The sequence below is a fragment of the Streptomyces cavernae genome, from assembly GCF_004023625.1.
Taxonomy (GTDB): domain Bacteria; phylum Actinomycetota; class Actinomycetes; order Streptomycetales; family Streptomycetaceae; genus Streptomyces; species Streptomyces cavernae.
In genome coordinates, this window is sequence record NZ_RPDJ01000015.1 from 199,950 (window position 1) to 217,460 (window position 17,511).

General features: G+C 69.4%; 16 protein-coding genes and 2 pseudogenes. 11 read left to right on the forward strand and 7 right to left on the reverse strand.

All coding sequences use genetic code 11. The features are described 5' to 3' along the window. Nucleotides 1–18: 18 nt before the first annotated feature. From EF387_RS25745 to EF387_RS25775, 7 genes are read left to right on the forward strand one after another with little or no spacing between them, the layout of a single operon-like run. Nucleotides 19–882, forward strand: coding sequence for a branched-chain amino acid ABC transporter permease (locus EF387_RS25745; protein ID WP_128378981.1), 864 nt, complete (start codon nucleotides 19–21; stop codon nucleotides 880–882). Next, nucleotides 879–1,913 carry a branched-chain amino acid ABC transporter permease gene (locus EF387_RS25750; RefSeq protein ID WP_128378982.1) on the forward strand — a complete coding sequence of 345 codons (1,035 nt, stop codon included), beginning with the start codon at nucleotides 879–881 and terminating at the stop codon, nucleotides 1,911–1,913. Before EF387_RS25745 ends, EF387_RS25750 begins: the two co-directional genes overlap by 4 nt. Next, complete coding sequence (locus EF387_RS25755; protein ID WP_128378983.1) at nucleotides 1,910–2,710, forward strand: SDR family NAD(P)-dependent oxidoreductase; 801 nt, start codon at nucleotides 1,910–1,912, stop codon at nucleotides 2,708–2,710. The genes EF387_RS25750 and EF387_RS25755 overlap by 4 nt, the downstream gene beginning before the upstream one ends. A gap of 37 nt (nucleotides 2,711–2,747) precedes the next feature. After that, the gene (locus EF387_RS25760; RefSeq protein WP_128378984.1) at nucleotides 2,748–3,239 is read left to right on the forward strand and encodes a VOC family protein; all 492 of its coding nucleotides are present in this window, start codon (nucleotides 2,748–2,750) and stop codon (nucleotides 3,237–3,239) included. A 42-nt stretch (nucleotides 3,240–3,281) separates the two neighbouring features. Further along, nucleotides 3,282–4,964 (forward strand): FAD-dependent monooxygenase, encoded by a 1,683-nt coding sequence (locus EF387_RS25765; protein ID WP_128378985.1) that lies wholly within the window; start codon nucleotides 3,282–3,284, stop codon nucleotides 4,962–4,964. Then, nucleotides 4,961–5,803 (forward strand): fumarylacetoacetate hydrolase family protein, encoded by an 843-nt coding sequence (locus EF387_RS25770; RefSeq protein WP_128378986.1) that lies wholly within the window; start codon nucleotides 4,961–4,963, stop codon nucleotides 5,801–5,803. The genes EF387_RS25765 and EF387_RS25770 overlap by 4 nt, the downstream gene beginning before the upstream one ends. A 43-nt stretch (nucleotides 5,804–5,846) precedes the next feature. Then, nucleotides 5,847–6,635 carry an IclR family transcriptional regulator gene (locus tag EF387_RS25775; RefSeq protein WP_128378987.1) on the forward strand — a complete coding sequence of 263 codons (789 nt, stop codon included), beginning with the start codon at nucleotides 5,847–5,849 and terminating at the stop codon, nucleotides 6,633–6,635. A 1,206-nt stretch (nucleotides 6,636–7,841) separates the two neighbouring features. On the opposite strand, the gene EF387_RS25780 is transcribed toward EF387_RS25775, so the two are convergent. The 6 genes from EF387_RS25780 to EF387_RS25805 form a co-directional block, all read right to left on the reverse strand. Next, on the reverse strand, nucleotides 7,842–8,102 hold the full coding sequence (locus tag EF387_RS25780) for a hypothetical protein (protein ID WP_128378988.1): 261 nt from the start codon (nucleotides 8,100–8,102) through the stop codon (nucleotides 7,842–7,844). After that, a complete protein-coding gene (locus EF387_RS25785) occupies nucleotides 8,099–8,986 on the reverse strand; it encodes a fumarylacetoacetate hydrolase family protein (protein WP_128378989.1) in 888 nt (295 codons plus the stop codon). Before EF387_RS25785 ends, EF387_RS25780 begins: the two co-directional genes overlap by 4 nt. After that, the gene (locus EF387_RS25790; RefSeq protein WP_128378990.1) at nucleotides 8,983–10,158 is read right to left on the reverse strand and encodes an FAD-dependent monooxygenase; all 1,176 of its coding nucleotides are present in this window, start codon (nucleotides 10,156–10,158) and stop codon (nucleotides 8,983–8,985) included. The genes EF387_RS25785 and EF387_RS25790 overlap by 4 nt, the downstream gene beginning before the upstream one ends. Then, nucleotides 10,155–10,976 carry a cupin domain-containing protein gene (locus tag EF387_RS25795; RefSeq protein ID WP_238431685.1) on the reverse strand — a complete coding sequence of 274 codons (822 nt, stop codon included), beginning with the start codon at nucleotides 10,974–10,976 and terminating at the stop codon, nucleotides 10,155–10,157. The genes EF387_RS25790 and EF387_RS25795 overlap by 4 nt, the downstream gene beginning before the upstream one ends. Before the next feature lie 331 nt (nucleotides 10,977–11,307). Beyond that, complete coding sequence (locus tag EF387_RS47140) at nucleotides 11,308–12,174, reverse strand: MarR family winged helix-turn-helix transcriptional regulator (protein WP_162467211.1); 867 nt, start codon at nucleotides 12,172–12,174, stop codon at nucleotides 11,308–11,310. 478 nt (nucleotides 12,175–12,652) lie between these two features. Continuing rightward, a complete protein-coding gene (locus EF387_RS25805) occupies nucleotides 12,653–13,588 on the reverse strand; it encodes an NAD-dependent epimerase/dehydratase family protein (RefSeq protein WP_202918368.1) in 936 nt (311 codons plus the stop codon). 430 nt (nucleotides 13,589–14,018) lie between these two features. On the opposite strand from EF387_RS25805, the gene EF387_RS25810 reads away from it, so the two are divergent. From EF387_RS25810 to EF387_RS25820, 3 genes and pseudogenes are all read left to right on the forward strand, one after another. Beyond that, entirely contained in the window at nucleotides 14,019–14,816 is a 798-nt protein-coding gene (locus EF387_RS25810; protein ID WP_128378994.1) for a VOC family protein, read from the forward strand. Between the two features lie 414 nt (nucleotides 14,817–15,230). Beyond that, nucleotides 15,231–15,416: pseudogene (locus tag EF387_RS50130) on the forward strand (transposase); the annotation flags it as partial. 76 nt (nucleotides 15,417–15,492) lie between these two features. Beyond that, a pseudogene (locus EF387_RS25820) lies at nucleotides 15,493–15,723 on the forward strand (transposase); the annotation flags it as partial. A 27-nt stretch (nucleotides 15,724–15,750) separates the two neighbouring features. Here EF387_RS25820 and EF387_RS25825 read toward each other — a convergent pair. Further along, nucleotides 15,751–16,497 carry a M1 family aminopeptidase gene (locus EF387_RS25825; protein WP_128378995.1) on the reverse strand — a complete coding sequence of 249 codons (747 nt, stop codon included), beginning with the start codon at nucleotides 16,495–16,497 and terminating at the stop codon, nucleotides 15,751–15,753. 188 nt (nucleotides 16,498–16,685) lie between these two features. Here EF387_RS25825 and EF387_RS25830 point away from each other — a divergent pair, with 188 nt between their 5' ends. Continuing rightward, complete coding sequence (locus EF387_RS25830; protein WP_128378996.1) at nucleotides 16,686–17,417, forward strand: IclR family transcriptional regulator; 732 nt, start codon at nucleotides 16,686–16,688, stop codon at nucleotides 17,415–17,417. The last annotated feature ends 94 nt before the right edge of the window (nucleotides 17,418–17,511 follow it).

A 17,511-nucleotide genomic window follows, 5' to 3' on the forward strand; every position in this document is an offset into this window, starting at 1 on the left:
GCAGAAGGGAATCGAGACATGAGCCTGGACGTGCTGGCCGCCGGCATTCTGGCCGGCGGTCTGTACGCCCTGATCGGCCTGGGGATCTCCCTGGTCTTCGGGGTGCTCGGACTGATGAACCTCGCCCACGGCGAACTCGTCATCGGCGGCGCCTACCTGGCCTCGCTGCTCGTGGTCGACGCCGGCTGGGATCCGCTCGCCGCGCTGCCGCTCGCCATGGCCACCATGGCGCTGATCGCCTACCCGCTGCAGCGCTATCTGCTCACGCCCCTGCTCAGGGACAGCAAGAGCGCCCCGCTGGTGGCCACCTTCGGCCTCTCACTGCTCGGGCAGGCGCTCTTTCAGGCCGCCTTCGGAACCCACCCCAAGGCGCTGCCCGCCTCCTACGCCGACACCGGTCTGTCCATGCTCGGCGTACGGGTCCAGACCGTCTACGTCATCGCCTTCGGGCTCACCGTCGTGCTGTGCGCCGCGACCCACCTGGTGCTCACCAGGACACGGGCCGGCAGCGCGGTGCGGGCGGCCTCAGCTGATCCCGGCACCGCGGCGGTACTAGGAATCGACGTCAACCGCGTCTACGCCATGACCTTCGCCGGTGCGGCGGCGCTCGCCGCGGCCGGCGGAGTGCTCACCGGCGTCGCGCAGAGCTTCACCCCCAGCAGCGGCCTGCCGCTGCTGCTCACCGGCTTCGCCGTGATGGCCCTCGCGGGCATCGGCAGCGTGGGCGGCGTGCTGGCGGCGGGCGTGGCGCTGGGCGTTCTCCAGTCCGTCAGCGTCAGCCTCTTCGGCGGCGGCTGGCGCGACGTGGTCGTCTACCTGGCCTTCTTCCTCGTCCTCGCGGTCCGCCCGCAGGGCCTGTTCCGAAAGGCGCATGCCGCATGACACCCACGCCCACCCTGCGGCGCTGGTGGCCCGCGCTCGCCCTGCTTCTCGCCACCTTGGTCTGCTTCGCGCTCGGAGGCGTGCTCGACCACGGGGCCCTCGACCTCGGCGTCACCCTGCTGTGCTACCTGGCCATCGCCCAGGCGTGGAACGTGCTCGCCGGCTTCGGCGGCCTGGTCTCGCTGGGTGCCGCGGCCTTCGTCGCGGCCGGCGGCTACGCAGCCGCGCTGCTGCTCGTCCACACCGGCCTGAGCTGGCCCCTGGCCGTAGTGGCGGCGCCGGTCGCCGCCATGCTGCTCGCCCTTCTGCTGTCCGCCGCGCTGCTGCGCCTGCGCGGCGACTACTTCTCCATCGGCACCCTGGCCATCGCCATCGCTCTCCAGGCACTGATCCGCAACTGGGACTGGGCGGGCGGTGCCAGTGGTGTCTCCCTGCCCGTCGACTCCGTGCCCAGCGGCGGCAACCTGTTCCAACTCGCCGTGATCGTCGCGGCGCTGGCCATGGCCCTCACTCTGCACGCGCGGCACAGTGACTTCGGGCTCCGGCTGGCCGCGATCCGCGACAACGAACCGGCCGCCGCCGGACTCGGTGTTGCCGTCCGCCGCCACCAGCTCGCCGCGCTGCTCCTCTCCAGCGCGATCACCGGACTGGCCGGGGCGGTGGTCGCCTTCCAGTTCGTCGTCATCTCCCCGGACGGTGTGGCCGGCGTGTCCTGGAGCCTCAACGCCGTGCTGATGGCTGTGGTCGGCGGAGCCGGCACCGTGCTGGGCCCGCTCCTGGGCGTGGTCGTCGTCTATTACGGCCTCACCCGCGGACTGCAGAATGAGCAGACGCTTTCTCTGGTGATCGAGGGCGTCCTGCTCATCCTCATCGTTCGTTTCGCCCCGCAGGGCGTGTGGCCGATGTTGTGCAGGGTCGCCCGACGACTGCTCGGCCGACGCTCCCCGAGCGGTCGGCCGACCGCCGACCGCGGTGACGAGGAAGAAACCGTCCCTTCGGGGACCGAGCCTCTCGCCGTGGACCTCGCATGAGTACCGGGGAGTTCACCGGTCGTACCGTCTTGATCACCGGGGGCGGCGGCGGTATCGGGTACGCCACCGCGGAGCTGCTGACCGAGCGCGGGGCCACCGTGGTCGCCTTGGGGCCGGACGATCCGGGTCTCGAAAGGGTCGCAGGTCTGCCCCGGACGACAGCCGTTCCGGGCGACGCCGCCGACGAGAACGACGTACGGCGCGCGGTCGACACCGCGCTCCTGGACGGTGGGCGACTCGACGCCGTGGTGTGCTGCGCCGGCCTCGGTACCTTCGGCACAGTCCTGGACTCGGAGCCCGGCTGGCGGGACACGCTGCGGGCCAACCTGGACACCGCCTACGTGACGACCCGCAGCGCGCTTCCCGCGCTGATCGACACCGGCGGTGCCGTGGTGCTCGTGTCCTCACTCGCGGGGACGCTCGCCGTGCCCGCCGCCGCCGCGTACACCACCTCCAAACACGCCCTCATCGGACTCACTCGGTCGTTGGCCGCCGACTTCGGCCCCCTCGGGGTCCGCGCGAACGTGATCTGTCCCGGCGCCGTGCGCACCCCGATGCTCGACCGCGTGATGGACGAGCTCGGCTCCCGGTCCGGCCAGGACCGGGAAACCGCCTACCGACGTGCCGGATCGCTGGTGCCGCTGCGCCGTGCAGCGGAACCGTCGGAGATCGCCGAGGCCATCGCGTTCCTCGCCGGGCCGCGCTCGGCGGTCGTCACCGGCGCCGTACTCATGGCGGACTGCGGTGTCTCCGCGGTGGACCTGAGCCTGTCACCACTCGACCAGAACCCGTCCTGACAACAGACAATCCAGTCCTGAAAGGGAGATACCGAAAATGATCACTGGCCTCGGGCACACCGGTTTCTGGGTGTACGACCTGGAGCTGATGCGCGACTTCTACAGCCGCGTGATGGGGTTGACCGTCACCGACGAGGACGAGGAACGGGGGATCGTCTTCCTGTCCGCCCGCCCCGACGAGGAGCATCACGAGTTCGTGCTCCAGCGCGGTCGCACGGCACCCGACGGAGCGAAACTCACACACCAGGTCTCCTGGCGGGTGGACTCCCTGGAGTCGGTCATCGACTTCCACCACCGCTTTCGTGCCGAGGGCATCGAGGTCCAACAGGAGGTCACCCACGGCAACGCGATCGGGATCTACTTCTTCGATCCGGAGGGCAACCGCAACGAGGTCTACCTGCGGCTGGAGCGGGACGTGCGCCAGCCCTTCCGTAAAACGATCGACCTCGACCTGCCGCCCGAGGAGATCCTCGCCGAGTCCGAGCGGCTACTGACCGAAGGAGGGCCCGCGTATCAGCCCGTCCAGTGAGTTCGCCGCCCCGTCCCGACGACCACAACGGAGCCCCACTTGATGAGTGAACCGGCATCGGGAACCAGCCCTCCACCGGGTCAGGCGCAGACCACCGCCGACCCCGCCGTGCTGATCGTCGGCGCGGGCCCCGTCGGCCTGACCGCGGCCCACCTGCTCGGCTCGCTGGGTGTACGGGTCCTGTTGGTCGAGCGCAACACCACCACCAGCGACGCGGCCAAGGCGATCAGCCTGGACGACGAGTCGCTGCGCACCCTGCAGTCCGCGGGCCTGTCCACCGCGGTGTACCCGATCATCGTGCCCGGTACCGGCACGAGGTACTTCGGCGTGGGCGGCCGCCCACTGGTGCACGCCCGAGGCAGCGGTGATCGGCGCTTCGGCCACCCCTTCAAGAACCCGTTCGCCCAGCCGGACCTGGAGCGGGTGCTCCAGGCAGAACTGGCCCGTCACCGGCACGTCGAGGCCCGCTTCGGCACCCGGCTGGTGGGGCTGGCACAGCACGCCACCCATGTCCGCGTCTCCCTCAGCACCGGCGGTGCCGCCGAGGACCTGGACGTCTCCTACGTACTCGGGTGCGACGGTGGACGCAGCACCGTGCGCCGGCTGTTGTCCGTTCCCATGCGGGGGCGCAGCTTCCCCGACGACGTGTGGCTCGTGCTGGACACCCTGGACGACCCGCACCGCGAGCGATACGGCATGCACATCGGTGACCCCTCTCGCCCCACAGTGATCGTGCCCGGCCGCGACGGCCGCTGCCGCTACGAGTTCCTGCTGCGGCCCGGCGAGAGTGCGGCCGGTCAGGAGCCGCCGTTCGATCTCGTGCGCCGGCTCCTCCAGCCCTTCCGGGAGATCACTCCGAGGCAGATGGAGCGGGCCGTCGCCTACAGCTTCCACGCGCTGCTCGCCGAGCGACTGCGGGTGGGCCGTTGTTTCCTGCTGGGCGACGCCGCGCACATGATGCCGCCGTTCGCCGGACAGGGCCTCAACTCCGGCATCCGGGACGCTGCCAATCTGTGCTGGAAGCTGACGGAGGTTCTGAACGAGCGGGCTGGCGACGCCCTCCTCGACACCTACGAAGTGGAACGCCGACCGCACGCCCAAGCGGTGATCGACCTGTCCGTCCGGCTCGGCCGGACCGTCATGACCACCAGCCGCCCGCGTGCACACCTGCGGGATCTGTTGGTGCGCGCCGCACTACTGACCGGCCCTGGACGCCGCTACCTCACCGAGATGCGCTACCGTCCGGACACCCGGGCACGGACCGGAGCCGTCGTCCGGCCCGGCAAACGAGTTCACCCGCTCGTCGGCACGGTGCTTCCGCAGCCGCGCCTACTGCTCGGTCCCAGCTACCGACTCGTCCTCCTCGACAATGTCCTCGGCACTGGCTGGAGTCTCCTGGGCGTGGGACTCACCGAAGCCGACTGGACCTCGGTCAGAGAAGTCGGCCTCCCACCTGGCACCGAGGTTGATGTGGTCATCGGTGACCTGGCACTCGGCCGCGCCACCGAACGGCCCGCGATCACGGATGCCGACGGTGGCCCCCGGTCCTTTCTCCAGGACCTGGCCGGGCACTTCGTACTCGTACGTCCCGACCGGATGGTGGCCGCCGTCTTCCCTCCCGACCAGGCGGGCCGGGTCGAGGTGGAGCTACGGCGTTCGACCGGCACCCGCGCCTCCCGCCCAGCCACCCCCGAGACACCGCAATCCCAAGGAGTACGCCGATGAGGCTCAGCACGGTCCGTCTCGACGACGGGAACCGCACCACGACCGCCGCTCGTCAGGACGGCGACGAATTCGTCCTGCTTCCGTACACCGACGTCGGCACGCTGCTCGCCTCTGGAGCCGACTGGCGGGAACGAGCCTCCTGGAACGGGGACCGGATCCCGCGGGACAGCGTCTCCCTCGCTCCGACCGTCCCGCACCCGAACAAGATCGTCTGCTTGGGACTGAACTACGCCACCCATATCAGGGAGATGGGTCGCCCGACCCCGGCGCACCCCACCCTCTTCGCCAAGTACGACGGCTCCCTGATCGGTGCCCGCGACGACGTTCACATGCCACCGGTCAGCGACGACGTCGACTGGGAGGCCGAACTCGGCGTCGTCATCGGCCTGGGAGGCCGCCATCTGTCGCGTGAGGAAGCACTGGAGCACGTCGCCGGGTACACGGTCGCCAACGACGTCACGGTCCGGGACTGGCAGCACCGCACCAGGGAGTTCCTCGCCGGCAAGACCTTCGAGGGCACCACTCCGGTAGGGCCCGTCCTCGTCACGCCGGACGAACTCCCGTCCGGCGCCTCCGGGCTGGCCATCGAGTGCGCCGTCGACGGCCAGACCATGCAGAAGTCCAACACCGCAGACCTGCTCTTCGACGTCGCCGACATCATCGCCTACGTCAGCACCATCATCACGCTGCTGCCCGGCGACCTCATCCTCACCGGTACCCCCGGCGGCGTGGGCGCGGGCCGGGACCCCAAGGTGTTCCTGCGCCCCGGGCAGGAACTCGTCACGACCGTCGAGGACATCGGGGAACTGCGCAACACCGTTGTCAAGGACCACCGGTGACATGCCCCCCACCGACCCGCCCCCAGCCGCTAGAGTGTCCGGCATGTCAGGAACAGTGTCCCCCAGCTACCGCGAGCGTAACTCCACGGCCGACCGGGCCCTCGACATCCTGACCATGTTCGACGACAACCAACTCGTCGTCTCCGGAACGGCCGTGGCGGAGCGGCTGGGTGTGGCCCGCTCCACCGCGTACCGCTACCTCCAGAGCCTGGTCGCCGGGCGTTTCCTCGAAGAGGCGCCCGGCGGCGGCTTCCGGCTCGGCCTGCGGGTCCTGGAGATCGCCCGGCTGGCCCGCCGCAGCTACGGCCTCTCCGAGGTCGCCCTGCCCTTGATGGAGGCACTCGCGGCCGAGGTGCAGGAGACCGTCCTGCTCACCCGCCGCGCCGGCGACCTCGTCGTCTGCGTCGACCGCGCGGAGAGCGAGTCCCGCGCGGTCCGCATCTCCTACGAACGCGGCAGCACCCTCCCCCTCAACGCCGGAGCTGCGGCTCTCGTTCTGCTGGCCTGGAGCCCCGAGGACGAGGCTCGCCGGCTGTTGGCGGCTGCCGAGCTGCGCCGTTTCACTCCATCCACCCTCACCGATGTCGATGCGTTGATCGAACGTATGGGCCGCATCCGCAGACTCGGCTACTCCGTCACCCGCGGCGAACTCGACCTCGACGTCGTGGGTGTCTCCGCGCCGATCCGGAGTCAAGGTGGACAGGTCGTGGCGGCGGTGAGCGTGGCGGCCTTGGCTTCCCGCCTCTACCCCGAGGCGGAGGCCGAGGTCGCCCAGAAACTGCTGACCACAGCGGCGGAAATCAGCGAGCGCCTGGCCCTGGCCGCTGCCTGAGGCCGCATCGGTCGGCGCCGACGGCTCCGGCGGAATTGTTGAACTCCGTTGGTTTTACTGTGCCTTGGGAAAACAGGTATTGAGGTGGCTCTGGCCTCGCGAGTGGCACCACCACCTCTCTCGCTCCGAAGTGCCTCCCACCTCGAACGGAGTTACCGCGACAGGGTGTCATGTCATGAACGGGCTCAATATGTGCGCTCGCTGCCGTCTTAGGGCTTGCCGGGAAATAACTTGCGTGCTCCAGGTCTTGACACCGCAGCTCAGGAGCGATGCTCGCCGACGAATTATTTATCGGCGAGCCCTTAGGGGTCCTTGCACTATGAGCGTCCGATGAGGTCGCGTGGTCTGGTGCCGTGCATCGCAAGGCGCCGGAGAGCCCTGGATGGGGGTGCCCCCTGCTCGAGCGGAGCCGAGAGCTTGGGGGAGCGGTGCCAGGCCGCGCGACCCGGGCGGGCATAGTGCAAGGACCCCTTACTCGTCGCCACCCAGAACGCCACATCGTCGGCCTCCCCTCCCGCGACCGTCCGCACGGCCGCCAGTGCTGAGACCCCCAACAGCCCCACCGCCCTCCTCGGTAAACGGTTCACCCTTCTCACCGGTGACGTCGTCACCGTGGGACGACCTCAACGTCATCCCCACCGACGCGGCCCCGCTGCCCGCCTCGGGCCAGGTCGACGAACAGTTCTTCAACCGGCGCACTGGCTCGCTTCGGCCTTGATGACGAGGCGGACCGCACCGAGCACGCCGGCGGCCTGCCGCTGATCATCCGGCACAACGGCAAGAGGCTGCCCGCCGCCGCCCGGTCCGAGATCGCCGCCGCGGACACCGTCGCCCTGGAATCGATCGGCGCCGGCGCGGTCACTCGCCCGGCCGACGACCGGGCGAGCTGTGGCGGGCCCTCACCGCGGACGCCGATGACACCACACCCGCACTCGCGCCCGCCGTCGGAAAGATCTGGCTGGACACCCCGGTCGAGAGACCGACATCGGCGTGACCCTCCGCGGCGGACGAGCCGGAAACCACCCCGGGCGGGGGATGTGGCGGTCGCCGACCTGGTGGACCAGATCAACGCGGACGGCCTCAAGGCGCGCGGCCTGGACGGCAGCGGCGTGCGGGTCGCCGTCCTCGTCACCGCGGTGTGGTCTCCGCCCACTCCGATCTCGCGGGCCGGATCTTGGAGGACCTCGTCGGGACGTTGCTCCCGCATCACCAGGAGGCGCTCGTGCAGCAATTTGGTGCTGTGAAGAAGGCCTCGAACTGACGCTTCGGATCCCAGATGACCCTGACCGCGGGGGCGTCGTATGCGCACCGGGCCACGGCGGTGGCGGTGTTCCCATGTGCTGTCGTGGCCTTGGAAAGCGCACCGATCACCTGCTGCGTGTCGGCGGACCGAACGGCGGTCGTGTTGTCACTGTTGGCCGCCGTCCACACGCCGCCGATGAACCGTTCGCCGCGGTCGTCGGTCATAGGGATTTCGGGTCGGCTGGTGTGACACGGACGGGCGTCACCGTCTTCGGTGGTACGGGGCCGCGGTGTGCGCCCTTGGTGGGGCAGGGGACAGCGCCTTGCGTGCTCACCGTGGATTCGAGGCGGCCGACGTGGCCGATATCGACCGTGATGCGGTCGCCCTCGGTGATGGTGCCGACGCCGGCCGGGGTCCCGGTGGTGATGATGTCGCCCGTGCGGAGGGTCATGACCGAGGACGCGTAGGCGATCAGCCGGGGAACGCTCCAGATGAGGTCCTTGATGTCGGCGTCCTGCCGCAGTTCGTCGCCGACCCAGGTGCGCAGGGTCAGTGACTCCAACGGGCCGACCTCGTCCGGGGTGACCAGGTAGGGGCCGACCGGGGTGAAGGTGTCGAAGGACTTGCGGGTCGAGCGGTCCTCGCCGCCGCGCATGGTGATGTCGAGCAGGCAGGTGTATCCGGCGACGTGCTTCAGGGCGTCGGTTACGGTGATGTCGCGTCCGGGTCGGCCGATGACGAGTGCGAGCTCGCCCTCCTGGTCGAAGCGCCGGTCGGTGTACGGCAGTCGGATTGTGCCCTGGTGGGCGAGGACCGACGACGGGGCCTTGAGGAAGATGCCGAGAGCGTCGATGTGGTAGGCCTCGTTCATCTCGGCCTGGTGGTCGCGGTAGTTGACCGGCGCAGCGATGATTTTCGACGGCTCGGGAACGACCGGCTGGAGAGTGACCTCTTCAGGGTGGAAAACGTCCGCACCGCGCGGCGTTCCTTCCGGTATGGGATCGCCGAGCAGCGTCCGCAACGGCCTGCCGAGGTCCACGACGCGGTCGTCGTCGAGCCGTCCGGCGGTGGCGATGCCGTCCGGCCTGATGAAGCTGAGCAGTTTCATGCGGTGTCCTCAGAGGAAGCGGTGTAGAGCCAGTCGAGATCGGAGTAGTCGTCGGGCCGGCGCAACCGGAACACGCGGTTGCGCAGGGCGAGCAGTGTCGGGTCCTGGGTGTGCCAGAGGTTGCCCCACGGCCGGGCCACGGTCTGGCAGCGGGAGGCTCGGGCGATACGCCGTTCCTCGTACTGCTTCAGCGCCCGGTCCCGGGAGTGTTGATGGCCCGAGACGGCGTCGCCCAGCGCGACCGCGTCCTCCAGGGCCTGGCACGCGCCCTGCCCGAGGTACTGGAGCATGGCGTGTGCGGCGTCGCCGAGCAGCGCCGTGTGTGCCGTCGTCCAGGTCGGCAGCGGGTCCCGGTCGTACACAGGCCAGTCCCGGTGGGGATCGAGGAGCGCGACATACTCGCGGACACTCGGGTGCGCGATGGCGAAGGCGGCGCGGAACTCCTCCGCATCGCCACGCGGCTCCCGCGCACCTGGGGGGCGCTCGTAGACGGCGACCTGGTTGTACAGCTCGCCGCGTCGCACGGGGTACTGCATCAGGTGGATGCCTGGGCCGATCCAGAGTGTCACGTCGTCGGGCGCCAGGCCCCTGCCGAGTTCTGACCGGTCGCTCGCGCCCCGGTAGGCGACATGACCGCTGAACCGGGGTGGGCTCGTGTCGATGAGGCGGCGCACCTGGGACCGGAGGCCGTCCGCCCCGACCAGGAGCTGTGTGGTCAGCACCTCGCCGTCGGAGAAGGTGACGTCGGCGTGCTCGTCCCGTTCACGCACGCTGGCGGCGGTGCGGCCGGTCCGCAGCTCGATGCCGGGTTCGGCCCGGCAGGCGTCGAGCAGGACGGACAGCACGTCGTGGCGGTGCGCGACGACGTACGGGTAGCCGTACCGGGCACGGAACGGGCGCCCGAGGTCGAGCACGGTGAGCTCATCGCCCGTGACGGCGTCGCGGATCACGGCGCGGGCGGGCAGTACGGCGGTTTCGAGAACCGGCCCGAGCACGCCGAGCCGGTCGAAGGCCCGCATCGCGTTCGGCCCCAGCTGGAGTCCGGCACCGATCTCGGCGAACTGCGGGGCCTGTTCCGTCAGCAGCGTCCGACGGCCGGCGCGGGCCAGGGCCAGTGCCGCCGCGAGCCCCCCGATGCCGCCGCCGACGACCAGTGTGTCGTGCCCGCTCATGAGTCAACCTCCTCGGACCGGTGCAGGTGCAGGGCTTCCAGTACCGGGCTGTCGCTGGTGGTGAACAGGTCCAGGCGGGTGCGCGCGTGCAGTTGGTGGGTGCACCAGGACGGCACGACGAACACGTCACCGGGAGACAGGTCGAACGACTCGCCGCCGAGCACGACCGTGCCGGACCCGTCGAGCACCGCTGTGACGCGGGTTCCGGTCTGGCGTTCCCGGCGCGTCGTCGTGCCCGGATTCACCCGCCGCATCTCACAGCGCATCGTTGGCATGACGTCGCGGTCGCGGGAGGGATCCTGGAACCGGACGGTGACGTCGTTGGTGTCCTCGACCTCCAGCAGGTCGTCCAACGCTGCATCGGTGTCCTGCCAGCGGTAGACCAACAGGGGGGAGTGCGGGGGCAGATCGGGTGTTCCGACGGGGGACAGACCGGCTCCGGCACCCCAGCGGCGCTCGGCGGTCGAACGGGGGATGCCGGTCCGGTCCGCTTCGGAGTCGCCGCCCGGTTCGAAGAAGACCGCGTCGAGCGCCGCGACCACCGGAAGGTCGAGCACGTCCAGCCACATCATCGGCATGTCGCCGGGGTTGTGGTGTTCGTGGAAGGCCCATGACGGTGTCAGGACGAGATCTCCGCGGGCCATCGCGATCGGGTCGCCGTTCACGAGGGTGTACACGCCCTCCCCGTCGAGGACGAACCGTAGCGCGGCCGGTGTGTGCCGGTGCGCGGGTGCCGACTCGTGAGGCTGAAGGTACTGAATCGCCGCCCATAGCGTCGACGAGATGAACGGCGCGCCGCCCAAGCCTGGGTTGGCCATCGCCAGCACCCGCCGGTCGCCGCCCCGGTCGATCGGGACCAGATCACCGGCCCGGCGGCCGAGCTTGGCAAGGTCATCCGCACACCAACGATAGGGAATCGCCCGCACACGGGGTGTCGGAGTGAGCAGTCCGTGTAGTTCCCAGAGTGGCTGAAGTTGCTTGGCAGATAGCTCAAGGTAGAAGGAGTCGAGCGCTGGCTCGTCTGACCTGAACCGGCAAGTGGACATCGTTCACCTCGCTAATCTTCCGTACACGTAGTATTAGCTTGCTGTGAATGGTCGAGGTGTGTCAACGGGTCCGGACAGACCGTCCAAATGTGGGGGCGAAGCTCTACATGTGCCGCCTGGCGAACGCCACTTGCTGGAGGTGGCTGATGAACACCGCTTGCTCGTCGGGTCCGAGCGGAGCCAGGACGTCGGACTGGACTGCTTTCACCGGCTCCGCGAGGGCGTGCAGCGCTGTCCTCGCCGGAGCGGTGAGCCGGACCTGGGTTCTTCGCCGGTCGTTCGCCGCGGTCTCCTTGGTGACCCATCCCTGGGCGCTGAGCCGGGCCACGATGTCGGCGGTGCTCGACGTGTCCAGCGAGGCGGCCTCGCCGATTCGGGACTGGTCGGCGACGCCCAGCTGTGCGACCGCGGCGATCAGGGCGTACTGCGGCCCGGTCACGTCGGGGACGGCGGCGCTCCAGAGTGCGGTGTGCACCTGTTGGGCGCGGCGGATCAGGTATCCGGGGGTGGTGCGCATGAGCAGTACGCCGTCCTCGTGCTGCTGTCCGGCGACGTCGGCCTCCTCGATGCGTGCGACCCGGCCCAGTCGTTCGATGAACTCCCGGCGGTCGGAGTGGCGAAGCGGGGTCAGGATGTCTTGTTGAACCGAGCGCGCAACCTCGGTGACCTCGGCCAGCCGATCCAATGATCCGCTGGTGAGGGTCAACAGACGGCGCCGACCGTCATCCGGATGGCGCACCCGCCGCACCCACCCTTTCCCGACAAGTCGGCTCACAACTGCGGCGACGGTCGACTTGTCCAGTGAGGCCAGCTGCCCGGCGCGCCGCTGGTCGACGTCGTCCCATCCGGCGATCGCCACCAGCGTCGCGTACTGCGGTCCCGTGAGGCTGTCGATTCGTGAGCCCCACAGCTCGGTGTGTACCTGCTGCGCCAGGCGCAGAAGGTGCCCTGGGGCGGTCGTAGGCGACACGACGGGTACCGGCGCGGGCGCTCGCCGGACGGCGCGTCCAGGGTCGCGCAACCTCACCGCTCCCGCTGAAACCGACTCGACCACGTCCTCAGCTCCGTCCTGGTGGAAAACGTACACGGAGTATGTCGGATTGGAGACCGAGTCCTGTCCATTGCGGACCGCTGGCGCGCAGCCGGCACCTCGATACTCCGTAAGCATACTAATGGCCATGGGGCCTGTTGGGCAGCGATGTGGGCCACTGATGAACCTGCTGCCGGCCGGAGTCACCATTGGCGCACAGCGCGCACCGTACCCGTCCCCGCAGGGCGTAGGCCCGCTGCCCGCCTTGCCGACCCGGGCGTTCTTGCCGCTGGTGCGTGAGGCAACAGGCGCGAGTGTCGACGGCGGCCGCACCGGCAGAGCCGGACCCGGGAGCAGCAGACCCGGATAGCAGTGCTGAGAGATCAGCCGGCCGCCCGGCCGAACTCCTCGGCACGGGTCACGCAAGCTCTTCCTCGAAGCCCTGGCGCCACGACGGATGGCGCAGCTGCCAGCCGAGCTCGCGCTTGGCCTTGGCATTGGAGAAGCCTCGCCCCTCGGTCATCATCGTCACCACCAGTTCCCCGGCCAGGAGCCGGGCCAGCCACTTGGGGACCCGCATCGGCGGCTTCGCCCCCGCGCACGCGGCGAGACAGGGCAGCCACGCGCTGGCCGGCGCCGGTTCGTCGTCGACGATGTTGAACACACCCGTCGCGTGCTGCTCCACGGCCAGGACGGTAGCGCTCGCCGCGTCGTCGAGATGCACCCATGACATGTAGCCGGTGCCGCCCCCGACGAGCGGAAACATCCGCTTGCGCACGAGGTTGACCATGTCGTCGGTGGCGCCCGGCCCGTAGAGCCCTCCGTAGCGCAGGGCCGCGCCGCCGGCCTTGACGACCACCTCCTCGAGGTGGCGGATCGCCTCCGCCGCCGTGCGGAATTTGCCCGTCTCGAAGGGCAGCGGGTCCTTCTCGGTCTTCACCCATCCGCCCTCGCGGGTGCCGTTCCAGATGCCTGCGCTCTGCGCGACGACGTGGGACACGCCGTTCGCCTGGGCGGCGGCCAGCAGGTGGTCCGTCCCCTCGCTGCGCAGCCGGTTGGTCGTGGCAAAGAATCGATCGAAGTGCCTCATATCGGGCTTGCCGGCGTGCGCCATGGAAATGGCGGTCATCTGGTTGACGATCGCGTCCGGTCGGGCCGCGGCCACCGCCTCACCGACCGATACCGCATCCAGCCCGTCCATCACGACGCCGTCTGCGCCCAGCTGCTCCAGCAAGCCCAGCTTGGCCGCGCTCGTCGTCGTAGCCGTCACCTGGTGGCCACGAGCCACGAGCTGCGGCACCAGCCGCCGCCCCATGACCCCGCTCCCGCCTGCCACGAACACTCGCATGGCCATCACCTTCCTTATTCCACCAGTCTGTCCCTGAATCTGGGACGAGGCATGGGGCGGCCGTATGTGACATGGCGGGGGAGGACAGACGGGAGAAGATCGTTGGCGGCTGTTTGCCAGGTGGCAGCGGGCGGCAGGCCGCTTCAGTTGTTCGTCGAGCCGAACGGTCGGCCAGGTCCTGGTCGTGCGGGTGTCGGCGCTTGGGCAGTCTCGTCTGTGGCCGATGGCAGTAGCGGAGCTCGGGCCTTCGCCCGGGGCAGTTCCTCCGCCATCCCCGCCGGCCCCGCGGCAGTCGTGGCCGAGAACGGTGACCGCCCCGCTGCGGCGGGCTGAACCTGCCCTGCTGCATCCGTCCGCGGAAAGGGCCCGGCGGGCGACGGCCACTGCCCGGTGCCACGCTGGGTTCGTACAGGATCTGCGGAAAGGAATCACCGCCATGATCACCACGGACTTCGCACCCGGTTCCCCCTGCATGCTCGATCTCGGCGCTCCCGACGTCCGAGCCGCCGCGGCCTTCTACAGCGCCGTGCTGGGCTGGGACTACCAGTCCATGGGCGAGGGGAAGGACATGGAAGGCGGCATGTTCCGGAAAGACGGCAAGATCGTCGCCGGACTCGGCAAGCTCACCGAGGAAGACGCGCGCTCGGCCTGGATGATCTACTACAGCGTCACCGACGCCGACGCCACGACCCAAGCCGTGGAGCGCGCGGGCGGCACGGTGCGGGTGGCGCCGATGGACCTCGACGAGTGGGGCCGGATGGCGCAGTACAGCGACCCCCTGGGTGGCCAGTTCGCCGTCTGGCAGCCAGGCACCAACAAGGGCGTCGAACTCGTGGACGAACCGGGCTCGCTGTCCTGGACCGAGCTGTACACGAGCGACGCCGCGGCCGCCAAGGAGTTCTACGGCGGCATCTTCGGCTGGCAGTTCAGCGACATGGAACTGCCCGGCGGCGGGGGCACGTACGCCCTCATCACCCCGTCCGGACTCCCCGCGGAGCGCATGCACGGCGGCCTCATGGAGCTCCCCAAGGAGAACCTCGCCCTGGCGAGCGGACGACCGTACTGGCACCCGGTCTTCAACGTCACCGACTGCGACGCCGCGGTCGCCACGGTCACTGAGAACGGCGGCAGCGTGCAGATGGGACCACAGGACGCGGAGGGCGTCGGCCGGCTGGCCGTCTGCCTCGACCCGTCGAACGCGGACTTCGTGGTGCTCACCCCGACCCGGAGGTGAGCCCCGGCAGGCCGGGCCGACGGGCGGTCGTACCAGGCGGCCGGTTTCGCATCGAACGGCTGTTGGGCGCATACGACCAGTCGCCTGAGTCGGACGAGTGGCACCGAGGCGGAAAACAGTGACGACCCCGGAGCGCCGTGCATCGCTGCATCCCGCTCCAGCGGCACCAGCTCATGCCGCGATGGCGGCGTACCAGCTGTGGCGGCCAGCGCCAGCATCGCCACCGCGGCGATCCTGGTGAGCAGGTGCAGCGGGACGTGCTTCATCAGGGTGCGGCCGCCGAGGGTACCGAGCGCGGCCACGGTCCACTGGGGCGCGTATCGAGTCGCGATCAATATGTGGGATTCGCCTACGTGGCGGGGTCTGGACCGGTAGACCGTCTTTTGTGACGCGAGTGCAACTGACGGACAAGGAATGGGAATCATCGAGCCGTACCTGCCGATCGGCGAGTACGGCCCGTACCCCGAGCGGCTGCGGCAGCAGTTCGAAGGCGTGATCTGGCGGTTCAGGACCGGCGGACAGTGGCGCGAGATGCCGCAGGAGTTCGGCGCCTGGCCGACCGTCCACAACCGCTTCCGGCAGTGGCGTGACGCCGGTGTCTTCGAGGCCCTGCTGGAGGGCCTGATCGCGGAAGCCGCGAAGCGGGGTGAGATCGATCTGTCCCTGGTCAGCATCGTACCGACTCAACCGCGGCGGCGACCGGCAGGCCAACCGTGCGCTGCACATGATCGTGCTGGTCCGCATGCGTCACGACCCACGCACCCGCGACTACGTCGCACGACGCACCCTCGAAGGGTTCAAGACGAAGGACATCCTCAGACGCTTCAAGCGATTCGTCGCGCGCGAGGTCTACCACGATCTCAGCAGCGGCTTCAGGAGCAGACCATCGGTATCTTCGGCCACTTGACGATCTACAGGAGCTGCAGAGTCAAGGTCAGGGCTTCAGCTCTCCCGGCCACAGGTACTCGTCCGCGGGAACCCCCTCGTCGTGGAACCAGGCCTTGAGGAAACCGGTGAGGTCCTGGCCGCTGGTCTTTTCGGCGAAGGACTCGAAGTCGGGCCAACTTGCGTAGGTGCCACGCTGCTTCTGCGGCCACTGCTTGATTATCCGGTTGAACGCGGCGTCGCCGACCTGACGGCGCAGTGCGTGGAGCGCGAGCGGCCCCTTGGTGTACGTAGTGATCCCCGCTGCCTTGCCGGGCTGGTAGAGCCTTGGCCACCAGTCGGCGTCGTCCTTGTGCTCCTCCACCTGCTCGCGGTAGCGGGAGTCGAGATCGGTGCCGTCCTTCTCCTCGTCCCACAGCCAGGTGGCATACGAGGCGAAACACTCGTTCAGGCAGGAGTCCTCGCTGTCGGCGATGGTCACCGCGTTCGCGTACCACTCGTGGGCCTGCTCGTGGACGACCTGGTCGAGGGTCATGAACTCGGCGTTGCCTGCGCCGAGATAGACGGGCCGGGTCGCCGGCGCTGTTCCGGGCCCGTCGTCATTCACGTTCACGAAGACGTTGCCGGCCGAGGAGTAGGGGTAGGGGCCGAACTTGTCCGAGAGGAAGTCGATGATTTCCGGCAGGTGGTCGGCCAGGGGCTTGGTCGACTCCCGGAGTCCCGGTGCGTACGCGTTGACCACGGGCGTACCGTCGGGCAGTTGCGATCGTTCGACGGTCAGGCGGTCGATGGTCACCGCGACCTGGGCGGGGTCGACGGCAGGTTCCGACCAGGGTTCCGGGCAAGCTCCTGGACCGATACCGTCAGGACAGCCACAGCGCGGGAAATGCCGGCGGTCCGACTCCACTCGTCCTGGGGCTCCAGGTCTGGCCCGGAGCCTGGGCCACCCGCCTGGCAGGGGTGCACGGGAAGGACGGCGAAGTGATGAGCGGACGGTCACTCGGACGCGGGGTCCTCGACGGGGCCTTTGCGATCCTCGGCGCTCTGGAGGCCTCCGGTGCCCCTGTGCGCTGCGCGGAGATCACGCGCGCGACGGGGATACCGAAGCAGACGGTGTCCCGGTTGCTGGCACAGCTGGAGGTGTACGGTGCCGTGGCTCGGGTCGGCGAGTGTTTCACGCTCGGCTCCGGCCTGTTCTGCCTCGGATCGCGCTGGTCGGGGGCGCAGTTGGCCGCGGTGGGGCAACCCGTCCTGGCTGAGCTGCACCGACGGACGGGAGCGACCGTGCACCTCGCGGTCCTGGTGGACGACGCCGTTTGCTATGTGTCCAAGCTCGTGGGGCGTGACGGGGATGTTGCGCCTTCACAAGTCGGAGTCCTTCAGCCACCGGCTGGTAGCGCGGTCGGGAGGGTCCTCATCGCGGGTCTCCCTTGGGAACAGCGCAAGCGCGTACTGGGAGCCGTGACCGACCGAGAGATCGCGAAAGGCGCCCGTGCGGCCCTCGACGGGTTCACCCGCTCCGGCGTGGCTTTCGACCACGAGGAGGTGAGTGCTGGGCTGTGCTGTGCCGCTGCGCCTGTCATCGCCCGCAGCGGGTCCATCACCGGGGCGCTGTCGGTGTCTGTCCCGGCGTCCCGTCCGTTGTCTCCCTTGGCGGACCAGGTCCGTGCGTCTGCCCGGGCGCTTTCGCGGCTGAGCGACGCCGTCTCGGCGTGATGCGCCATGCACCGGGCCGATCGTCTTGTCACGGTCCGGGCCGGCCGGTGCCCTGCGTGTCCCGCTGAATGGGTCAGTGGCTTCCCTGACTGCG